The 19,260-nt window shown below is 71.4% G+C and carries 17 protein-coding genes; 9 read left to right on the top strand and 8 right to left on the bottom strand.

What is annotated here, in order from left to right; translation table 11 throughout:
- The first annotated feature begins 35 nt into the window (after positions 1-35).
- A complete protein-coding gene (locus AERO9AM_RS15365) occupies positions 36-632 on the top strand; it encodes a dihydrofolate reductase family protein (RefSeq protein WP_159576932.1) in 597 nt (198 codons plus the stop codon).
- Between the two features lie 91 nt (positions 633-723).
- Here the strand turns inward: AERO9AM_RS15365 and AERO9AM_RS15360 are convergent, their stop codons facing one another.
- From AERO9AM_RS15360 to AERO9AM_RS15350, 3 genes are read right to left on the bottom strand one after another with little or no spacing between them, the layout of a single operon-like run.
- A complete protein-coding gene (locus AERO9AM_RS15360) occupies positions 724-1,620 on the bottom strand; it encodes a universal stress protein (RefSeq protein ID WP_159576931.1) in 897 nt (298 codons plus the stop codon).
- On the bottom strand, positions 1,617-3,083 hold the full coding sequence (locus tag AERO9AM_RS15355) for an amino acid permease (protein WP_159576930.1): 1,467 nt from the start codon (positions 3,081-3,083) through the stop codon (positions 1,617-1,619). Before AERO9AM_RS15355 ends, AERO9AM_RS15360 begins: the two co-directional genes overlap by 4 nt.
- Positions 3,080-4,663 (bottom strand): aminotransferase class I/II-fold pyridoxal phosphate-dependent enzyme, encoded by a 1,584-nt coding sequence (locus tag AERO9AM_RS15350; protein ID WP_236602639.1) that lies wholly within the window; start codon positions 4,661-4,663, stop codon positions 3,080-3,082. Before AERO9AM_RS15350 ends, AERO9AM_RS15355 begins: the two co-directional genes overlap by 4 nt.
- Positions 4,664-4,741: 78 nt before the next feature.
- Between AERO9AM_RS15350 and AERO9AM_RS15345 the strand changes: the two genes are divergently transcribed.
- From AERO9AM_RS15345 to AERO9AM_RS15325, 5 genes are all read left to right on the top strand, one after another.
- Positions 4,742-5,671, top strand: a complete 930-nt coding sequence (locus AERO9AM_RS15345) for a LysR family transcriptional regulator (protein WP_159576929.1) — start codon at positions 4,742-4,744, stop codon at positions 5,669-5,671.
- Between the two features lie 162 nt (positions 5,672-5,833).
- Positions 5,834-8,278 carry a phosphoketolase family protein gene (locus tag AERO9AM_RS15340; protein WP_159576928.1) on the top strand — a complete coding sequence of 815 codons (2,445 nt, stop codon included), beginning with the start codon at positions 5,834-5,836 and terminating at the stop codon, positions 8,276-8,278.
- Positions 8,279-8,393: 115 nt separating this feature from the next.
- Positions 8,394-8,753: a YciI family protein gene (locus AERO9AM_RS15335; protein WP_236602715.1), complete on the top strand. Its 360-nt coding sequence runs from the start codon at positions 8,394-8,396 to the stop codon at positions 8,751-8,753.
- Positions 8,750-9,970: an RNA polymerase sigma factor gene (locus AERO9AM_RS15330; RefSeq protein WP_159576926.1), complete on the top strand. Its 1,221-nt coding sequence runs from the start codon at positions 8,750-8,752 to the stop codon at positions 9,968-9,970. The genes AERO9AM_RS15335 and AERO9AM_RS15330 overlap by 4 nt, the downstream gene beginning before the upstream one ends.
- Positions 9,971-10,450: 480 nt before the next feature.
- The gene (locus AERO9AM_RS15325) at positions 10,451-11,329 is read left to right on the top strand and encodes a helix-turn-helix domain-containing protein (RefSeq protein WP_159576925.1); all 879 of its coding nucleotides are present in this window, start codon (positions 10,451-10,453) and stop codon (positions 11,327-11,329) included.
- Between the two features lie 117 nt (positions 11,330-11,446).
- On the opposite strand, the gene AERO9AM_RS15320 is transcribed toward AERO9AM_RS15325, so the two are convergent.
- Entirely contained in the window at positions 11,447-12,559 is a 1,113-nt protein-coding gene (locus AERO9AM_RS15320; protein WP_159576924.1) for a fatty acid desaturase family protein, read from the bottom strand.
- Positions 12,560-12,703: 144 nt separating this feature from the next.
- Positions 12,704-13,747: a zinc-dependent alcohol dehydrogenase family protein gene (locus AERO9AM_RS15315; protein WP_159576923.1), complete on the bottom strand. Its 1,044-nt coding sequence runs from the start codon at positions 13,745-13,747 to the stop codon at positions 12,704-12,706.
- A 222-nt stretch (positions 13,748-13,969) separates the two neighbouring features.
- Between AERO9AM_RS15315 and AERO9AM_RS15310 the strand changes: the two genes are divergently transcribed.
- The gene (locus tag AERO9AM_RS15310; RefSeq protein WP_159576922.1) at positions 13,970-15,238 is read left to right on the top strand and encodes an ammonium transporter; all 1,269 of its coding nucleotides are present in this window, start codon (positions 13,970-13,972) and stop codon (positions 15,236-15,238) included.
- Positions 15,239-15,248: 10 nt separating this feature from the next.
- Positions 15,249-15,845: a hypothetical protein gene (locus AERO9AM_RS15305; protein WP_159576921.1), complete on the top strand. Its 597-nt coding sequence runs from the start codon at positions 15,249-15,251 to the stop codon at positions 15,843-15,845.
- A gap of 144 nt (positions 15,846-15,989) precedes the next feature.
- Here the strand turns inward: AERO9AM_RS15305 and AERO9AM_RS15300 are convergent, their stop codons facing one another.
- Positions 15,990-16,937, bottom strand: coding sequence for an endonuclease/exonuclease/phosphatase family protein (locus tag AERO9AM_RS15300; RefSeq protein WP_159576920.1), 948 nt, complete (start codon positions 16,935-16,937; stop codon positions 15,990-15,992).
- Positions 16,938-17,069: 132 nt separating this feature from the next.
- On the opposite strand from AERO9AM_RS15300, the gene AERO9AM_RS15295 reads away from it, so the two are divergent.
- Positions 17,070-17,822 carry an AAA family ATPase gene (locus AERO9AM_RS15295; protein WP_159576919.1) on the top strand — a complete coding sequence of 251 codons (753 nt, stop codon included), beginning with the start codon at positions 17,070-17,072 and terminating at the stop codon, positions 17,820-17,822.
- 5 nt (positions 17,823-17,827) lie between these two features.
- Here AERO9AM_RS15295 and AERO9AM_RS15290 read toward each other — a convergent pair whose 3' ends face one another.
- Together AERO9AM_RS15290 and AERO9AM_RS15285 are read right to left on the bottom strand one after the other, a co-directional pair.
- Complete coding sequence (locus AERO9AM_RS15290; protein ID WP_159576918.1) at positions 17,828-18,880, bottom strand: cation diffusion facilitator family transporter; 1,053 nt, start codon at positions 18,878-18,880, stop codon at positions 17,828-17,830.
- Entirely contained in the window at positions 18,880-19,242 is a 363-nt protein-coding gene (locus AERO9AM_RS15285) for an ArsR/SmtB family transcription factor (protein WP_159576917.1), read from the bottom strand. Before AERO9AM_RS15285 ends, AERO9AM_RS15290 begins: the two co-directional genes overlap by 1 nt.
- Between the last annotated feature and the right edge of the window lie 18 nt (positions 19,243-19,260).

The following is a 19,260-nucleotide window of genomic DNA, read 5'->3' as shown; positions in this document are numbered from 1 at the left end:
AGCCTGAATCCGAACGACGGCAGAGGGAAGCGGCAATGAAGCTCACGGTCAGCCTGCAGATCACGCTCGACGGCGTCGCCCAGGCGAACGGCGGCAACAACGAGGAGATGGATCCGGGGTTCACGCGCGGTGGATGGGCGATTCCGTTCAACGATGAGGAGGTCGTGCAGGACATCCTCGACACCTGGCGGCGGCCGGACGCCTTCCTTCTGGGCCGGAAGACGTACGACCTGTTCGAGAAGTACTGGGGCAGCCGCAGCGACGACGGCGGATTCGGCGAGGCGATCAGCTCGAAGCCGAAGCACCTCGTCTCCACCACGGTGAAGGATCCGGCATGGGAGCACACCACCGTGATCTCGGGCGACGTGGCGGCGGGGGTGCGCGAGCTGAAGGCCCGGCCCGGCGGCGAACTGCTCGTCGTGGGCAGCGCGGCGCTGGCCCGGTGGCTGCTCGAGAACGAACTCGTCGACGAGCTGAACCTCGTCCAGTTCCCCGTGATCGTCGGGGAGGGGCAGCGCCTGTTCCCGTCGGAGGGCAAGGACTTCGCCCTCGACCTCGTCGACTCCCGGGTGTTCCGCACCGGCATCATCGCCCTCACCTACCGCGTCGGTGGCCGACCTCAGTACGCCTGACGGCTCGTCGATGCTCGTGGCGGCCGCGCCGACGACGGGCGAATGCACCACGACGGGCCGGCGCTCGCAGTCGGCGCCGGCCCGCGCCGGTTCACCCCCAGGCGGCGGCGCGCGGCACCACGAGCACGGGCACGCCGGCGTTGCGGACGATCTTCGTGCCGTGCGAACCGAGGAAGACCCGCGCCAGCGGATTGAGGGAGCTGGATCCGACGACGAGCAGATCGCCCTCGCGCCAGCCGACATCGTCGATGGCGGCGGCCCACGACGCGCCGACGCCGATCGCGAGGCCTTCCACCGTGAGCTCGGGCTCTGTGAGCTCGCCGAGGATCGACGACGTGTGGGCGCGGATGCGCTCCTCCCACTCACCGAGCACCGGGTCCTCGGCGCGGCCGCCCGCACCCGCGAGGATGCCCATCTCGGCGTCGGGCCGCACGGCGAACGACGCGACCCGGAGGCTCACGCGACCCAGCGCCGCCACCGACGCCGCGCCTTCGATGAGGTCCTGTGCGACGGCCGACCCGCCATACGCGACGGTGAGACGGCGGAACCGACCGTCGAGCGGCGCGCGATACCCGACCGGGGCGATGGCCACCGGCACGGGGGAGGCGTGCAGCAGCGCCTCGGACACGGCCCCGAGGGCGACGCGCCCCGGTTCCCCGCGCACGGCCGACCCCAGCACGAGCGCGTCCGGCTTCTCCTGCTCGGCCAGCTCCAGCAGACCGCGCCGGGCAGACGCCGCCTCGTGCACCACATAGCGCGCGGCCACGTGGCCGTCGAGCACGGTGCGGGCATGGTCCAGCACCAGCTCCGCTGCGGCGCGGTTGTGCTGCTGCCACTCGTGGTCGACGCTCGCTCGCGACGGCGGCCACACGGTCGCGACCACCGCCGCGACCACGAGGTCGGTCTGCAGCGAGTTCGCGAGCTCGGCGGCCAGGGCGAGCACGGACGCGGAGCGGCGGCCGGTGTCGACGCCGACGAGGACGCTCATCGCTCGACCCCATCGCGGGCGTGCGGCTGGCGCACGACGGACGTGAACGGCACGTCGGGGTCACCGAGATCGTTGCCGGGCTCGAGGATGGAGCGTCGGCGGCCGTAGAAGAAGTAGAACACCAGGAACACGGCCACCCAGATCGCGAACACCGCGATCGTGATGGGGCGCAGCTGGGTGATGATCCAGATGCAGCCGACGATCGAGAGGATCGGCGTGATCGGGTACAGCGGCACCCTGAAGCCGCGCTCCAGCTCGGGCTCGCGCACGCGGAGGATGATCAGGCCGACCGACACCACGAGGAAAGCGGCGAGGGTGCCGATGCTCGTCATCTCGGCGAGGAAGTTGATCGGGATCACACCGGCGAGCACCGCGACCACGGCCGACACGATGATCGTGTTCCGGATCGGCGTGCGGGTGCGCTCGTTGACCTTCGCGAAGACCTTCGGGACCATCCCGTCCCGCGCCATGGCGAACAGGATCCGGGTCTGCCCGTAGATCGTCACGAGGGTGACGCTGAAGATCGAGATCACGGCTCCGGCCGCGAGCACCGTGCCGGGCCAGGAGCTGCCGATGACGTGGGCGAGGATCTCGGAGAGTCCCGCTTCCTGGTTCTCGAACTGCTTCGGCGCCTGGGCCCCGATGCCGACGACGGCGACGCCGATGTAGAGCGTGATGACGACCAGGAGCGCGCCGATGATCGCCAGCGGCAGGTTGCGGCGGGGGTTCTTCGCCTCCTCTCCCGCGGTCGAGACCGCGTCGAGCCCGACGAACGAGAAGAAGATCACGCCCGCGCCGGCTGCGATGCCGCCGATCCCGTAGGGGGCGAAGTCGGCGAAGTGGTCGGAGTTCCAGCCGGTGACGCCGACGGCGATGAAGAACAGCAGCACGCCGATCTTGATGCACACCATGATCGCGTTCGTCAGCACCGACTCCCGGGTGCCGCGGATGAGCAGGACCGCGCAGAGCGCGACCAGGATCACCGCGGGGAGGTTCACGACGCCGCCCTCCTCGGGTGCGTTGCTGAGCGCTGCAGGCAGGTGCCAGCCGAACAGGTTGCCGATGAGCTCGTTGACGTACTGCGACCAGCCCACCGCCACGGCCGCGGCGGAGACGGCGTACTCGAGCAGCAGGCAGGCGCCGACGACCATCGCGGTGCCCTCGCCGAGTGTCGCGAAGGCGTAGGAGTATGTGGATCCGGAGACCGGAACGGCCCCCGCCAGCTCGGCGTAGCAGAGCGCGGTGAGCCCGGCGACGATGCCGGCGATCACGAACGACCACACCACGGCGGGGCCTGCCAGCGGCACGGCCTGCGACATGATGAAGAAGATTCCCGTGCCGATCGTGGCGCTGATGCCGATCGCCATGAGCGGGAAGAGCCCGATCGTGCGTCTGAGCGGGGAGTCCCCGGACTCCCGGGGTATCGGTTTGCGTCGCAGGAGCTGCTGGGCGATCGATGTCATACGGGTACCTGTTCTTTCCGGGACGACGGCTTCGCTGCGCGTCGCATCGTGGTTCTGATGTGCTGTTCGATCCTGCCGGATCGTGTGGCGGCCGCACGACTCGCGTCGTCCCGGTCGCACTTCTCCTCGACGACCACCCGCACGCCGTCGACCAGCGCGTCGGCGGCCCCGCGGACGTAGCCGCCCGGCATCGCCGCGATGCCGCGCAGGAACGCGATCGTGTCGGCGGTGAGCAGCTCTCCCGGCAGCACGTTCGGGATCCCGGGCGGGTACGCCGCCAGCGAATCGGCGGAGACACGGCCCTCGGCGTCGGCCGCGGCCACGATCTCGGTGTGCGCGAAGGCGGCGTCGCGAGGACGCATCACGGCCTCGCCGGTCTTCGGCAGCGCGACGACTCCGGCGCCGCTGCGGGCGGCGAGCTCGCCGACGGGCTGCAGTGCCTCGAGGGCGGCGACGAAGCGGGCCGGATCCGGAGTCGTGCCGGGGCCGACGAAGGCGACGATGCAGGATCCGGTCGAGATCTCGGTCATGATCCCGGCGGTGCGCAGCAGCTCCTCGCGCACCGCGTGTCCGTAGAGGCCCGCCGCGCCCACGTCGATCGATACGCGCAGCGGGTCGTGGCCGACGATGTCTTCGAAGGCGCCGAAGCCGTCGCTCACGATGGGGAACCGGCCCGTCGCGCGCACCGCGTCGCGCAGCTCGGCGGCGGCGGCGATCGACGCCGCGATGCGGTCGTGGCCGTCTTCGAGCGTCGCGCGCGCCAGATCGAGCGAGGCCAGCAGCAGCGAGCTCGCGCTCGTGGACTGGGTGAACATGAAGGCGCGGTCGATGAGCGGCTCCAGCTCCTCGGCGTACGGGCTCTCGGCCAGGTGCAGCATGGCGGACTGGGTGAGGCTGCCGCCCATCTTGTGGGTGGACGAGACCACGAGGTCGGCGCCCAGCGCGATCGGGTTCGCCGGGAGGTCCGGGTGGAACCCGAAGTGGGCCGCCCACGCCGCGTCGACGACGAGGGGCACGCCGGCCTCGTGGCAGACCTCGGCGATGCCGGCGACATCGGCCACCGCCCCGAAGTAGCTGGGGCTGATGATGTACGCCGCCTTCGCGTCGACGTCCCGGAGCGCTTCGCGCATGGCCGCCGGCGTCACGCCGTGGTTGATGCCGTGATGCTGGTCGATCGTCGGCTGCACGAACCGCGGGTCGAGCCCGCCGAGGATGATGCCGTCGAAGAAGCTGGAGTGCGCGCTGCGCTGCGCGACGACGATCTCGTCCGGGGTGCGGAACGCGGCCAGGGCCAGGGCCGTCATCCGGTTCGCCTCGGAGGCGCCGTTGGTGAGGAACCAGGTGCGGCGGGCGCCCCACGCGCGGGCGGCCGCTTCGCGGGCCTGCTCGAGCGGGTTCTCGACGCCCTTGTCGATGCCGTCCAGCAGCGGTTCCACGTCGTAGCGCAGCACGTCCTCGCCGAAGAAGTCCGCCATCAGCGGGGCGGCCGCGGGGTCGGCGCCGTGCCCCGGCACGTTCAGGCGCTGCAGGTCGCGCGCGGCGAATCGGCGGATGGCGTCGGCGTAGGGGGTCGTGGTCACGGATCGATTCTGGCCGCCGAGGGTACTATGAGGAATGCAGAGATCTCTGTGATCCTCAATAGTCACTATGGAGCGCCGATGCTGGATCTGAGGCAGCTCCGCGCGCTGGAGGCGGTGGCGGAGCACGGATCCGTCGTCCGCGCCGCCGAGGCGCTCCGCTGGAGCCAGCCCACCGTGACCCATCACCTGCGCGGCCTGGAGCGGGTGCTCGGGGCCGAGGTCGTGACGAGCGGATCCGGAGGCACCCGCCTCACCGCCGTCGGCGAGGCGATGCTGTCGCATGCGATCGCCATCCTCGACCGGTCGGAGCGGGCCGTCGACGAGATGACCGAACTCATCGCCTCGGGCCGGCGGCGCATCGCCATCGGCGTGTTCCCCTCGGCCGGCGCGCGGCTGCTGCCGCAGGTGGTGCGGGCGCTGCAGGAGGCCGGATTCCAGCCGGACGTGGTCGAGGCCGAGCTCGACCCGCTGATGACGGCCGTCGTCGGCCTGCGCCTCGACGCTGCGATCGTGTACGACGCGCCGGGGCGACCGACGGTCCTGCCGCCGGGCTTCCGGATGATCCCGGTCCGGCAGGAGCACCTGTCCGTGATTGTGCCCGCGGGGCACCCGCTCGCGGGCCGCACGGGGGTGCCGCTCGCGGGGCTCCGCGACGACGGCTGGATCGCGGGTGCGACCGAGGCGGATCCGGTCGATGCCGCGCTGGCCCGTGCCGCGGAGCAGGCCGGGTTCACGCCGCGCGTCGCGATGCGCAGCGACGACTATGCGGTCGTGGCGGCGTACGTCGCCGCGGAGTTCGGGGTCGCACTGGTGCCGGAGCTCGCCCTGCCGGTGCACCTGGACGCCGTCGCGACCGTCGAGATCGCCGACGCGGTGTTCGAGCGGCGCATCTTCCTGGTCACGGCGCCGACGGTCGGGGCGCCCGCCCGTGCGGCCCTGGAAGGCGCGCTGCGCACCGTTCCGGCAGTCGAGCCGCGCAATCCGCGCCGCGGGCACGGCGCTTCCTGACGCACGCGCCCCGCATTTCCGAGACCCGGCGTCGAGGCGGGGCGGCGAGCCCCAGCTCGGCGCAAGCCCTTGACGCGTCTGCCTCAGTGAACAAGCGTGGAGCGAGGCCGGCGCTCGCGTCTCGATCTGGTGCGAACGCGACCGGAAACGGAGAGCACGGTGATGACGAACCTCGAACCCACCCCCACGACGCCCGCCGACGCAGACGAAAGCGTCGTCACCGACGCGGATCTCGCGAGCATCGATGCCTGGTGGCGCGCGGCGAATTACCTCAGCGCCGGACAGATCTACCTCCTGAACGACCCGCTCCTGCGCCGGCCGCTCGTGCCGGAGGACGTGAAGCCGCGACTCCTCGGACACTGGGGCACCACGCCCGGCCTGAACTTCCTCTACGCGCATCTGAACCGCGTCATCCGCGACCGGTCGCTGAGCTCGATCTTCGTCACCGGGCCCGGCCACGGCGGCCCCGGCATGGTCGCCAACGCCTACTTGGACGGCACCTACTCCGAGGTGTACCCGCACGTCGGGCGCGACGAGGACGGCGTGCGGGCGCTGTTCCGCCAGTTCTCCTTCCCCGGCGGCATCCCGAGCCACGTCGCGCCCGAGACGCCCGGGTCCATCCACGAGGGCGGCGAGCTCGGCTACTCCCTCAGCCACGCTTTCGGCGCGGCCTTCGACAACCCCGATCTCGTGGTCACCTGCGTCGTGGGCGACGGCGAGGCGGAGACCGGGCCGGCGGCGACGGGCTGGCATTCGAACAAGTTCCTGGATCCCGTGCAGGACGGCACGGTGCTGCCGATCCTGCACCTGAACGGCTACAAGATCGCGAACCCGACGGTGCTCGCCCGCATCCCCGAGCGTCGCCTGGTCGAGCTGTTCCGGGGTTACGGCTACACGCCGTTCGTCTTCACGGCCGGCTTCGACGGGGAGGATCCGATCAGCATCCATCGTCGGTTCTCCGCGCTGCTCGAGGCGGTGTTCGACGAGATCGCGAGGATCCGAGCGGAGGCGCGCGCGGGCCGGTACCACTCGGACGACCCGGTCATGGCGACGCCGGAGTGGCCGATGATCATCCTGCGCACCCCGAAGGGCTGGACCGGTCCGCGCGAGGTGGACGGCGTGCGCGTGGAGGGCACGTACCGCGCGCACCAGGTGCCGCTCGCCGGCGCACGCGACACCCCGGAGCACCTCCGGATCCTGGAGGACTGGCTGCGGCGGTACCGGCCCGAGGAGCTCTTCGACGCACAGGGAGCGCCGGTCGCGCTCGTCCAGCGCCTCGCACCGCAGGGGGAGCGCCGGATGAGTGCGAACCCGGTCGCCAACGGCGGGCTGCTGCGCACGCCGCTGGAGCTGCCGGACTTCCGCGAATACGGCGTGGACGTGCCCTCGCCCGGCGCCACCACTGCCGAGGCGACGCGGGTGCTCGGCGCCTGGCTCGCCGAGGTGATCCGCCGCAACCCGCGCACCTTCCGGATCTTCGGCCCGGACGAGACCGCCTCCAACCGGCTCGCCCCCGCCGTCTACGAGGCCACGCAGAAGCAGTGGGGCGCGCAGATCCTTCCCTCGGACGACCATCTCGCTCGCGTCGGCCGGGTGATGGAGATGCTCAGCGAGCACCAGTGCCAGGGCTGGCTGGAGGGCTACCTGCTCACCGGCCGCCACGGTCTCTTCAACTGCTACGAGGCGTTCATCCACATCGTCGACTCGATGTTCAACCAGCACGCCAAATGGCTCAAGGTGACCCGGGAGATCCCGTGGCGCCGCCCCGTATCGAGCCTCAACTACCTGCTCACGAGTCACGTGTGGCGGCAGGACCACAACGGCTTCAGCCATCAGGATCCGGGATTCATCGACCACGTGGTGAACAAGAGCGCCGAGGTGGTGCGTGTCTACCTCCCCTTCGACGCGAACACCCTGCTGTCCACGTACGACCACTGCCTGCGCTCTGTGGACTATGTGAACGTCGTCGTGGCGGGGAAGCAGCCGGCCGCGAACTGGCTGACCATGGAGGAGGCCGTCGCGCACTGCACGCGCGGACTCGGAATCCTGGAGTGGGCGGGCACGGAGGTGACCGGACAGGATCCGGACGTGGTGCTCGCCGCGGCCGGGGACATCCCCACCCTGGAGGTGCTCGCAGCGGCCCAGATCCTGCGAGACGCGCTTCCCGACCTGCGTGTGCGCGTGGTCAACGTCGTCGACCTGATGCGCCTGCAATCCGAGAGCGAGCACCCGCACGGCCTGTCGGACCGGGAGTTCGATGCGATCTTCACCACGGACAGGCCGGTCATCTTCGCGTACCACGGGTACCCCTGGCTGATCCACCGGCTGGCCTATAAGCGCCACGGTCACGACAACCTGCACGTGCGCGGCTACAAGGAGAACGGCACGACGACCACGCCTTTCGACATGGTCATGATGAACGACCTGGACCGGTACCGGCTCGCGATCGACGCGATCGACCGGGTGCCCGGGCTGGCCCAGCGGTGCGCCGGGCTGCGCCAGGAGCTGCAGGACGCCCGGCTGCGTGCACGCGCCTACACCCGCGACCACGGCGAGGACATCCCCGAAGTGGCGGAGTGGACGTGGGATCGCGTGTCCGCAGAATGAATCCGGAGAAATCCATCGGCATCATGCTGTCGAGAAACGAGCGACGGCTCCGACCACATACCGAGGCGGGCATCGGCTCGCCCGACGGAACAGAAGGAGAACGGCCGTGAAGTACATGATTCTGATGCAGGTGCGCCAGGACGTCCTGGATGCGCTCACCGCGGAGCAGATGCAGGCCATCGGGGAGGGGCACCAGGCGTTCATGGACGCGATCACCGCATCCGGCGAGCTGCTGGGCACCATCGCGCTCGCCGACCCCAGCCAGTCGAAGGTCGTTCGGGCGGCCGGCGGCGTCCCCGAGGTGGTCGATGGGCCCTTCGCGGAGACCAAGGAGTTCATGGGCGGCTACTACCTGATCGAGGTGGAGTCCGAGGAGCGCGCCGTCGAACTCGCCCAGCAGATCCCGGACGCGGCGATCGACGGGCTCGCGCTGGAGATCCGCCCGGTGATGTTCTCGGCCGGCCCGGACGCGTGACCCACAGCGACTTCGAGGACCTGTGGCGCAGCACCGCGCCGCAGGTCCTCGCTGCGCTGCTGCGCCGTTACGGAGCCGCACAGCTGGACCTGTGCGAGGACGCCGTGCAGGAGGCGCTGCTGGCCGCGCACCAGCAGTGGCCCGCAGAGGGCGCCCCCGCCGATGCCAAGGGCTGGCTGCTGACCGTCGCGCGGCGTCGTCTGATCGACCGGATCCGCAGCGAGCATCAGCGGCGCGAACGCGAGCACGTCTACGCCGACGCCTGGCGTCCGCTCGCGGAGCCGGAGACGGCGCACACGGACGACAGCGTGCAGATGCTGCGGCTGTGCTGCCACCCCGCCCTGAGCGTGCCGGCGCAGGTGGCGTTGACGCTGCGCGCCGTCGGCGCACTGTCCACGGCGCAGATCGCCCGCGCCTACCTGCTTCCGGAGGCGACGATCGCTCAGCGGATCAGCCGTGCGAAGGCTCGGATCCGCGCCGCGGGGGCCGCCTTCCCCGAGCCGTCCGACGCCGATGATCGTCTGGACGCGGTGCTCTCGGTGCTCTCCGTGATGTTCACCGAGGGGCACACCGCGACAGAGGGGCCAGAGGTCGGCGACGTGCGGTTGAGCGACGAGGCCATCCGCCTGGCCCGGATGCTGCACCGCGAACGCCCGGGCGACGTGGAGGCTGCGGGGCTGCTCGCCCTCATGCTGCTGACCGACGCGCGCCGGGCCGCGCGCACCGGGCCTCGCGGCGAGCTCATCCCGCTCGACGAGCAGGACCGCACCCGGTGGGACCGGGATCTGATCGCCGAGGGCACCGGCATCCTCGACGCCGCGCTCGCCGCAGGGCGCCACGGCCCCTACGCGATCCAGGCGGCGATCGCGGCGCTGCACGACGACGCGCCCAGCACCGAGACAACGGACTGGCCGCAGATCCTGGCGCTCTACCGCCTGCTCGAGCTCGAGACCGGCAACGCGGTCGCGACGGTCAATCGCGCCGTGGCCCAGGCGATGGTGCACGGCCCGGAGTCCGGGCTCGCCGTGGTCGACGGGATCTCCGATCCGCGCGTGCGCGGCGATCGGCGGCGCATCGCCTCGGTGCGCGCACACCTGCTGGAACGCGCAGGCCGCCACGACGAGGCCATCGCCGAGTACCTCGAAGCGGCGCGGGCGACGCTGTCGATCCCGGAGCGGGACTATCTGCGGGCGCGAGCAGCCCGGCTCCGGCGCTGAACCCGGTCTCGCTCACGCCGGCCCGTACGGCGCTGGAGCGGGGTGCAGCGGGCCTCGGCCGTTGCGCAGGCCGCCGTCACGGATCCTTCTCCTCCCGCAGGTCTCCGCCGCGGAGAGCGCCGTCCGGGTCGGGCGACGGGACCTCATCGGATGCCGGGACCTCGGATGCGAGCGCAGGCAAGTCCGCAGTCACCCACCTGATCACTGCCAGATCCCAGGCTGCACCCTTGACGATCGGTCGCCGCGGCAGGTCTACGTCGTCGTCCTCGGACCGGGCGTCGGGCATCTTCTTTCCCCTCGTGCCGCCCCCGGGCATGGGCAGCACGGCGATGCTACGAGGTGCGCCTTCACAGCCTGACGTCCCCGGTGTGAAAACGCCGGTCGCCCACGGACGGACGCTCGGGGTCCCTCGGGGCGCCGCCGTGTTGTAGAACTGGGGTCGGCGGGCTTCGCGGGGAGGTGGCTGTGGCGGACGAGTCGATGTCGCATGCTGAGACGTTTGCGAGCACGCTGCGTCGCGCTCTCGATGCCAGGGGGCTGACGCTCACCGCCGTGCACGCCCTTCTCGCCGACCACGGCAATCCGATCTCGATCGCGACGCTCAGCTACTGGAGATCCGGTCAGCGGCAGCCCGAAGCCGCCGCATCGCTCAGCGCGGTCGACGACCTGGAGCACATTCTGGGCCTGGATCCGGGAACCCTGTCCTCGCTGGTCAACCCCACGGCGCGACTGGGCGTGCAGCCTGAGCCGCTCGTGCCCTTCCAAGAGCGGGCGCGTCGGGAGACGGAGGAGACGTTCGCGGCGCTGGGCGCCGCCGCACAGGCGGACATCCGCGAGATCTCGACCCACATGACCGCGTACACGCATCGGGACGGGACCGTGGACCGGACCGAGTTCGTCTCCGTGGTCCAGGTGGTCCGCGGCGTGGTCACGGAGCTGCCGCTCATCGACGTGGCGCCGGCGGAGACCGATGCGATGAGCAGGATCCTAGACGTGGTCGGAGGGCGTCTCGTGCGCGAGTACCAGCATCCGGGCCGCCTGGTCTCCGGCATCGTGATCGAGCTCGACGAGGCCGCGACCGCGGGGTCCACGTTCACTCTGCAGTTCACGGAGGAGCTTCCCCGGGACTACCCCTCCCGGAGGAGCGCGTGGCATGCGACGGCGCGTCCGACCAAGGAGACCCTGATCCGCGTCGTCTTCCCCGCGGGGGCGGATCCCGATTGGTGTGAGGAGTACGTGGAGTCGGACACGGGCGACGAGGTGTGGGCGCAGCGGGCGGTGATCCACGGCCGCATCGCGCATGCGATGCGGCACGGCTTCGGCCCTGGCGTCCTCGGCCTCCGCTGGGGAGGCTCGTGAGAGCCGCCCCGCCGCAGGACGCGAACACGGACGACAGGGCGGGCGTGATGCGGCTTCCGCGTCACTGCGTCCAGTGGCGCGTCGGGATCCTCTGGCGCCTGTTCCTTCCGGGGGCGGTCACGCCCGCCGGTATTGCGCGGCCATGGGGCAGTCGAACGGGTCGCGCGCGGCCAGGCCCACGCGGTTCAGGTAGTCGATGACGATGGCGTAGGAGCGCCAGAGCGACGTCTCGGTGTACGGGACGTCGTGCGCGTCGCAGAAGTCGCGGACGATCTCGCGGGCCTTGCCGAGGTGCATCCGAGACATGCTCGGGAACAGGTGATGCTCGACCTGATGGTTCAGGCCGCCCATCAGCACGGTCGCCCACCAGCCGCCGCGGATGTTGCGCGAGGTGCGCACCTGCTTCGTGAAGAAGTCCAGCCGCGCATCGGGCGCGATCACGGCCATCCCCTTGTGGTTCGGGGCGAACGAGGCGCCCATGTAGACGCCGAACACCGCCAGCATGACGCCGACGAAGGCGGTCGCCATGCCGAGCGGCAGCAGCAGGAAGATCGGTGTCAGCACGAGTGCGAAGCGCGCCGCGATCATGCCGATCTCGGCCCAGCGGGCCTTCACCGGCTGCCGGCTGACGAGGTGCCTGACGCCGAGGTAGTGCAAGTTGAGGCCCTCGAGCGTGAGCAGGGGGAAGAAAAGCCATCCCTGACGGCGCGTGATCAGTCGTCGGAGCCCGCGCGCCGCGGCGGCGTCCTCGTCAAGGAACGAGATGGTGTCGACCTCGATGTCCGGATCCTTGCCGACGCGGTTCGGGTTCGCGTGATGCCTGCTGTGCTTGGAGTCCCACCAGGAGTAGCTCATCCCGACGACCGCGGCGAGGATGCGCGCGAGCCGGTCGTTCGCCGGACCGCTCGAGAGGATCTGCCGATGGGCCGCCTCGTGTGCGAGGAAGGCGACCTGCGTGAACAGGATCCCGAGCGCGGCGGCCACGAGCAGCTGCAGCCAGCTGTGGCCGAGCAGGACGGATCCGGTCACGACTCCGCCGAACCCGGCCGCGATGACGAAGCCGATCAGGGCGTAGAAGCGCGGAGTGCGGCGCATCAGCCCGGTCTCCCGCACGACGCGGGAGATGTCGACGTAGGCGCGGGCGATCGGCGGGAAATCCTCCTGTCGTGCATACGTCTGGCGCACGGGGCCCAGGCGGGAGGGACGGATGTCGACGGGTGCGGCGGTCATGCGGCGGGGCCTTTGCAGATGTCCGGGGAAGACCCGGGGCGGAAGCCAAGGGCGGACGCCGTTCGCTGAGCCTCACGCTACGCGCACGTGTATGCGCCGAGCGGCATGCGTGCGCCGCGTCGGCTGCGCAGCACGGGATCGGCGTCAGCCGGCGCGCCGGGGATCGATCATCGTCATCCCGGCCACGGTGGCCCGGTCGAACTCGGGCAGGAGCCGTGCGGCCTCCTCGAGCCCGATGGTGCGCTCGATGAGGCGCTGCGGGGCGAGCGCGCCCTGCGCGATCAGCGACATCATCTCGGGGTAGTCGGAGGCGGCCATGCCGTGGCTGCCGAGGAGGTCGAGCTCCCATCCGATCACGCGGTCCATCGGCACCCGCGGGTGGCCGTCGACCGGCGGGAGCAGGCCGATCTGCACGTGCCGCCCGCGCCGCCGCAGACCGAGGACCGCGTCGGCGAGGGTCTGCTCGCTGCCCACGGCGTCGATCGAGACGTGCGCTCCGCCCCCGGTCAGCTCGGCCACGGCGGCGGGGATGTCGGCGCCGTCGGCGAGCAGCGCGTGCTCCGCGCCGACCTCGCGCGCCACGGCCAGCGCCTCCGGATTGCGGTCCACGGCGATCACCCGGGCACCGCGCGCCCGTGCGATCATCACGGCGCTCAGCCCCACGCCGCCGGCGCCGATGACGGCCACCCATTCGCCCTCGCGCGCGCCCGCGCGCCCCACCACGGCGCGGAAGGCGGTGGCGAAGCGGCAGCCGAGACTCGCGGCCGTGGCGAAATCCACCTCGTCGGGGATCGCGACGAGGTTCACATCCGCGGCATGGAGTGCGACGACTTCGGCGAACGAGCCCCAATGGGTGAAGCCGGGCTGCTGCTGGTCGGGGCAGACCTGAGCGTTCCCGGACAGGCACCACTGGCAGCGTCCGCAGCCGCAGACGAAAGGCACCGTCACCCGGTCGCCGACGTGCCAGCGCGTCACCGCGGGCCCGGCCGCGATGATCGTGCCGGCGAGCTCGTGGCCCGGCACATGGGGGAACGCGATGTCGTCGTGGCCTGCCCAGGCGTGCCAGTCGCTCCGGCACATCCCCGTGGCCGCCACCGCGACCAGCACGCCGTCCGCAGGGAGCGCCGGCTCCGGCACGGTCCGCACCTCGGGCACCGCACGGACCTCATCGAACACCACAGCACGCATGGCTTCATCCTCTCAGGCCGCCGCCGCCTTCCTGCTCGGCACGGGACCGCGGGATGTGCGCATCGCATCGACCCCATCCGGACGCTGTAACGAGGTGTTCACGTCCCGCGCGCATCCCGAAACGCCCCGGAAACACAGCGCGCGTCGACGCGAAACGCGCCGGTGGGAACCTGGCTGGACCCGACGCTGCAGGAGCGTTCTCGTTGAGAGAGGAGCGGACCCATGGATCAGGGGAATACCGCCTTCGTTTTGATCAGTGCAGCACTCGTGCTGCTCATGACGCCAGGTCTGGCGTTCTTCTACGGCGGCCTCGTCAAGGCCAAGAGCGTGATCAGCATGATGATGATGAGCTTCGGCGCGATCGGGCTGATCGGCGTGCTGTGGGTCGTCTTCGGCTACGCGATCGCCTTCCCGAGCGGCAAGGGCCTGATCGCGCCCTGGACGATCGACTGGTCGGAGATCGGCCTGAGCAGCCTGCTCGAGGTGCCCAAGGGCGCCGCCTACCCGCCGCTCGCCTTCGTCGCATTCCAGGCGACGTTCGCGATCATCACCGTCGCGCTCGTCTCGGGCGCCATCGCGGACCGCGCGCGGTTCGGATCCTGGATGGTCTTCGCCGGCATCTGGGCGACCGTCGTCTACTTCCCCGTCGCGAGCTGGGTCTTCAACTTCGGCCTGGACAATGACGGCAGCTACGCCTACGGCGGCTGGGTGACCAAGGGCCTGCAGGACTGGCTCGGCGTCGGGGCGATCGACTTCGCCGGTGGCACAGCGGTGCACATCAACGCCGGAGCCGCAGGTCTCGCGCTCGCACTCGTCCTCGGCCGCCGCATCGGCTTCCAGAAGGGCGCCGACGTGCCGCACAACCCGCCGTTCGTGCTGCTCGGCGCCGGTCTGCTGTGGTTCGGCTGGTTCGGCTTCAACGCGGGCTCCGAGCTCGCCGCGGACGGCACCGCCTCGATCGCCTTCGTGAACACCCTCGCCGCCCCGGCCGCCGCGCTGCTCAGCTGGCTCGTGATGGAGAAGATCCGCAACGGCAAGCCCACCTCGGTCGGAGCCGCTTCGGGCGCCGTCGCCGGTCTCGTCGCGATCACCCCTGCCTGCGCCGCCCTCACCCCGATCTGGGCGGTCGTGCTGGGGCTCCTCGCCGGCGCGGTCTGCCAGCTCGCGATCGACCTGAAGTTCCACCTCGGGTTCGACGACTCGCTCGATGTCGTCGGCATCCACCTCATCGGCGGTATCGTCGGCACGCTGTACCTCGGCTTCTTCGCCAACGGCACCGGCCTCATCTACAGCGGCAGCTTCGCTCAGCTCGCGGCTCAGGCGCTCGCCGCCGGCGCGGTCCTGGTCTACTCCTTCGTCCTCGCGGCCGTGATCGGCTTCGTGGTCCAGAAGACCATCGGCTTCCGCGTGAAGGACGAGGACGAGATCGCCGGCCTCGACACCGTCGTCCACGGTGAAGAGGGCTACGTCCTCATCGGAGCGCGGGTCTGATCCGATGACGATGGCAACCTTCGTTCCGGGGCCGGCCCCGACCAGGCTCACACGCCTGCGGGACCTGCCCCGGCGGGGGCTCGTCGCGGGGGGTGGACACGTCCGCGAGATCTGCGGCCAGTGGGGGGTCAACGGGGAGCTGCACTGGATGCTGCAGCTCGTCGAACTGCGGGGGCCGGAGGGTGTGCTCCACCTGCCCCCGGACGCCGCCCACGTGCTCGCCGGCATCGGCGGCCCGCAGGTGGGCGTCGGACCGGGAGCCGCCGTGGGACTGCGCAAGGAGCGCGTCCTGCACTACGCGGGAGCCTTCCTGGAGCTGCGTCGTCCGCAGCTGCGCGCCGCCGAGCTGAGCCGGGTGCTCGTGCTCTCCTCGGTGCCGGCGCGGGCGACGCCCTCCCTGGTCTTCTCCGATCTGCACGGTACGGCTCCGCTGCCCGCGGACGTCCGGGCGATCGTGGTGCGGTCGGGGAGAGTGAGCGCGGGCGGCAGCACCGCCACAGCGATGGAGGCGCTGGTGCTGCCGGACGCGACGAGGGGCGACGGCGCCGTCGCTTCAGGACCCGGGGCCGTCGCCGACGACGCCCGGGTCCTCATGGTCATCGGCTGACGGTCCGAGGGCCGGCGGGCGGAGGGCGGATCCGATCCCGACGGATCCGCCCTGACAGCGCTCGGCCCGGCCGCGTCGCCGCGAAGCGGGTACCGCAGCGCGCAGCGCCGCCTCCGCGAAGCGGGGAAGCGGGCACCGGGGCGATCAGCCCTGCAGGCCCGCCACGATCGCGAGGTGGTCGCTGCCGCCGGCCGCGGTCGTCCTGGCGGCCGCCGTGGTGAAGCCCCGCTGGAAGACGTGGTCGATCCGGACGGCCGGGAACGCCGCGGGCCAGGTGAAGGCGGGGGCCACGCCGCCGAAGCGCACCTCGCCGAGCTCGCCGGCGATCCCCGCGAGAGCCGGATCCGTCGACACCGCGTTGAAGTCGCCCAGCGCGATCAGGCGCGGGCTGCGGTCCTCGCGGATCCGCTCGCCGAGGGCCGACAGCATGCCGTCGCGAGCGCCCTGCACGCCGGGGCGCAGCGACGCGGCGTGCACGACGTACACGCTCACTGCGCCCCCGGGCGCATCCACCTCGACCCGCAGCGCGCGATTCCAGCCCAGGCCCAGATCCAGCGACTCCTGGTCGAGGATCGGATACCGGCTCCACACGCCCACGGTTCCCACGCGGTAGGCGTGCGGGTAGGCGTGGGCGAGTTCGTCCGCGATCGCCGAGCCCGAGTCGGCGTCGAGTTCGGTGAACGCGAGGATCCCCGCGCCGTCGGCCGCGAGGGCGCGCGCGGAGGCCGCTCCGGTGCCGGATCCGGCCTCGACGTTCTGCGTCGCGACCAGCAGCCCGCCGTCGCCCGCGGAGGGGCCGGCCTGCCACGGAACCGGCAGGAACCCCCACAGCGCCACGGTCCAGGCGAGCAGCGGGATCGCGGCGGTCCACGCGGTCCTCGGCCGCACCACCAGCGCGCCGATGACGAGCGGCACCAGGACGAACCCCAGCCACGGCAGCACCACGGCGACGGCGGTGCCGAGCGGGCCGGGCACCGCGCCGAGCAGGACGACGACGGTCAGCGCGACCGAGGCCAGCAGCAGCACGACGATCGCGCCGCGGCGCGGCGCCGCACGCCGAGCCCGGACCGGTTCCTGCGTCGCCTGGGTCATGCCTCCCATCCTTCCGGCACCGTTCTGGGGAACGGCTGACGGTCGCCCGCGGGCACGGGGACCGTCGTCCCCGGGTCGACTGTCGGCCGTCGTGCGCAGAATGGAGGCGAGCCCGACCGAGCGAGGAGCGAGATGGATCCGTTCTGGGAGCCGCGCAGCCGGCGTCGACGACAGCAGCCGATCATCGCCGTGCACCCGGCGGACGACGCACCCGCGCCGAGCGCGGAATGGCCGGCCGGCATCCCCGCGGTCGCCCAGGTGCTGCGCGAGGGGCTGGACCTGGACCCGGGTGTCACGTTCCTGGTCGGCGAGAACGGCAGCGGCAAGTCGACCATCGTGGAGGGCGTCGCGATCGCGTACGGACTGTCGCCCGAGGGCGGGTCCCGGCAGGCCCGGCATCGCACCCGTGCCAGCGAGTCGCCGCTGTCGGACTGGCTCCGCATCCAGCGCGGAGTCGGGGCGAGCAGCTGGGGCTTCTTCCTGCGCGCCGAGACGATGCACTCGTTCTACACGTACCTCGAGGAGAACCCGACGAAGGCGCCGGAACCGCGCTACCACGAGATGAGCCATGGCGAGTCGTTCCTCGCCCTGCTCGAGACCCGCTTCGACGATCCGGGCTTCTACTGCCTGGACGAACCGGAGGCGGCCCTGTCGTTCTCGTCGACGCTGAGCCTCATCGCGGTGCTGCACCGCATCTCCGACGAGGGTGGACAGGTGCTCTGCGCCACGCACTCGCCGGTGCTGGCGGCGCTTCCCGGAGCGCGCATCCTCGAGGTCGGGGAGTGGGGTCTGCGGCCCGTGGAATGGCAGGAGCTGCAGCTCGTCCAGCACTGGCGCTCGTTCCTCGACGCGCCCTCGCGCTACACGCGCCACCTGCTGGACTGAGTCGGTCAGGGCGCGTCGCGCACCGAGACCAGGAACCCGTCGAGATTGCGGAGGTGCGCCCGCACGCTCCGTTCGGCCTCCGCGGCGACCGATGCGGGGTCGTCCGTGGACGTGACGACCGCGTCGCCCTCCAGCCGGTGCCCGACCCAGCGCAGCCGCACCCGCTCCACCGCGTGGATACCGGCGATGTGCGAGAGCGCGTGCTCGGCGCGTTCCACGAGCTCGGGCTCGACCCCGTCGAGCAGGCGACGGCCGATGCTGCGCACCGTGCCGATGAGCAGCACGAAGATCGCGACCGAGATGAGCACGCCGACGATCGGATCCGCGAGCGGGAAGCCGGCCAGCACGCCGAGGCCGCCCAGCACGACCGCGAGCGAGGTGAAGCCGTCCGTGCGGGCGTGCACGCCGTCGGCGACGAGCGCGGCGGAGCCGATGCGGCGGCCGACCCGGATCCGGTAGACCGCCACCGCCTCGTTGCCGAGGAACCCGATGATCCCGGCGACGATGACCCAGCCGATGTTGTGCAGCGGCTGCGGGGTGATCAGTCGCTCGATCGACTGCCACGCGGCGACGATCGCCGACAGCAGCACCACGAACACGATGAACAGACCCGCCAGGTCCTCCGCCCGTCCGAATCCGTAGGTGTACCGGCGCGTGGCCGTGCGGCGGCCGAGCACGAACGCGACCCAGAGCGGGATCGCCGTGAGCGCGTCGGAGAAGTTGTGCACCGTGTCGGCGAGGAGGGCGACCGAGCCGCTGACGAAGAAGACGGCCGCCTGCAGGATCGTGGTGACCAGGAGGATGAGGAGGCTGACCTTCAGCGCTCGGATGCCGGCAGTGGACGCCTCCATCGCGTCGTCGATGGCGTCGGCGGCGTCATGCGTGTGCGGCACGAACAGCCCGTGGAGGAAGCCGCGGAACCCGGCCGGGTGCGAGTGGTGGTGGTCATGTCCCGGCTGCTCGTGCTCGTGCAGCCCGTGCGCGTGGCCATGGCCGCGGTGCGGGTGGTCGTGACCGCCGTGCGGGTGGTCGTGCCGCTCGTGCCGGTGGTCCTGCATCACGACTCCCGGTCGGCGTGGTGGTGTCGCGGTGTTCCGCCCAGCGAGTGCTCGGCCTGGAAGATCGCGTCGGCAACGAGCCGGGACGCGTGCTCGTTCTCGAGGCGGTAGAAGACGCGCTGGCCGTCCTGCCGGGTCGAGACGATGCGCGCGAGGCGCAGCTTCGCCAGGTGCTGGGACACCGCGGCCGGCGACTTGTCGACGATGTCGGCGAGATGGTTCACCGAGAGCTCGCCGGCCTCGCCGAGCGCCATCACGATCCGCACCCGCGTGGCGTCGGCCAGCATCGAGAACACTTCCACGGCCAGCTCCACGTACGGGCTGTCTGGGGAGTATCCGCACGCCTGCTTATCTGCGCTCATACGCAGATACTAAGAGAT

Origin of the sequence: Microbacterium sp. 8M (genome assembly GCF_902506375.1) — a bacterium.
Classification (GTDB): Bacteria; Actinomycetota; Actinomycetes; order Actinomycetales; family Microbacteriaceae; genus Microbacterium.
Note: the sequence above shows the minus strand (reverse complement) of the source record. Positions and strands in the feature narration are given on the sequence as shown.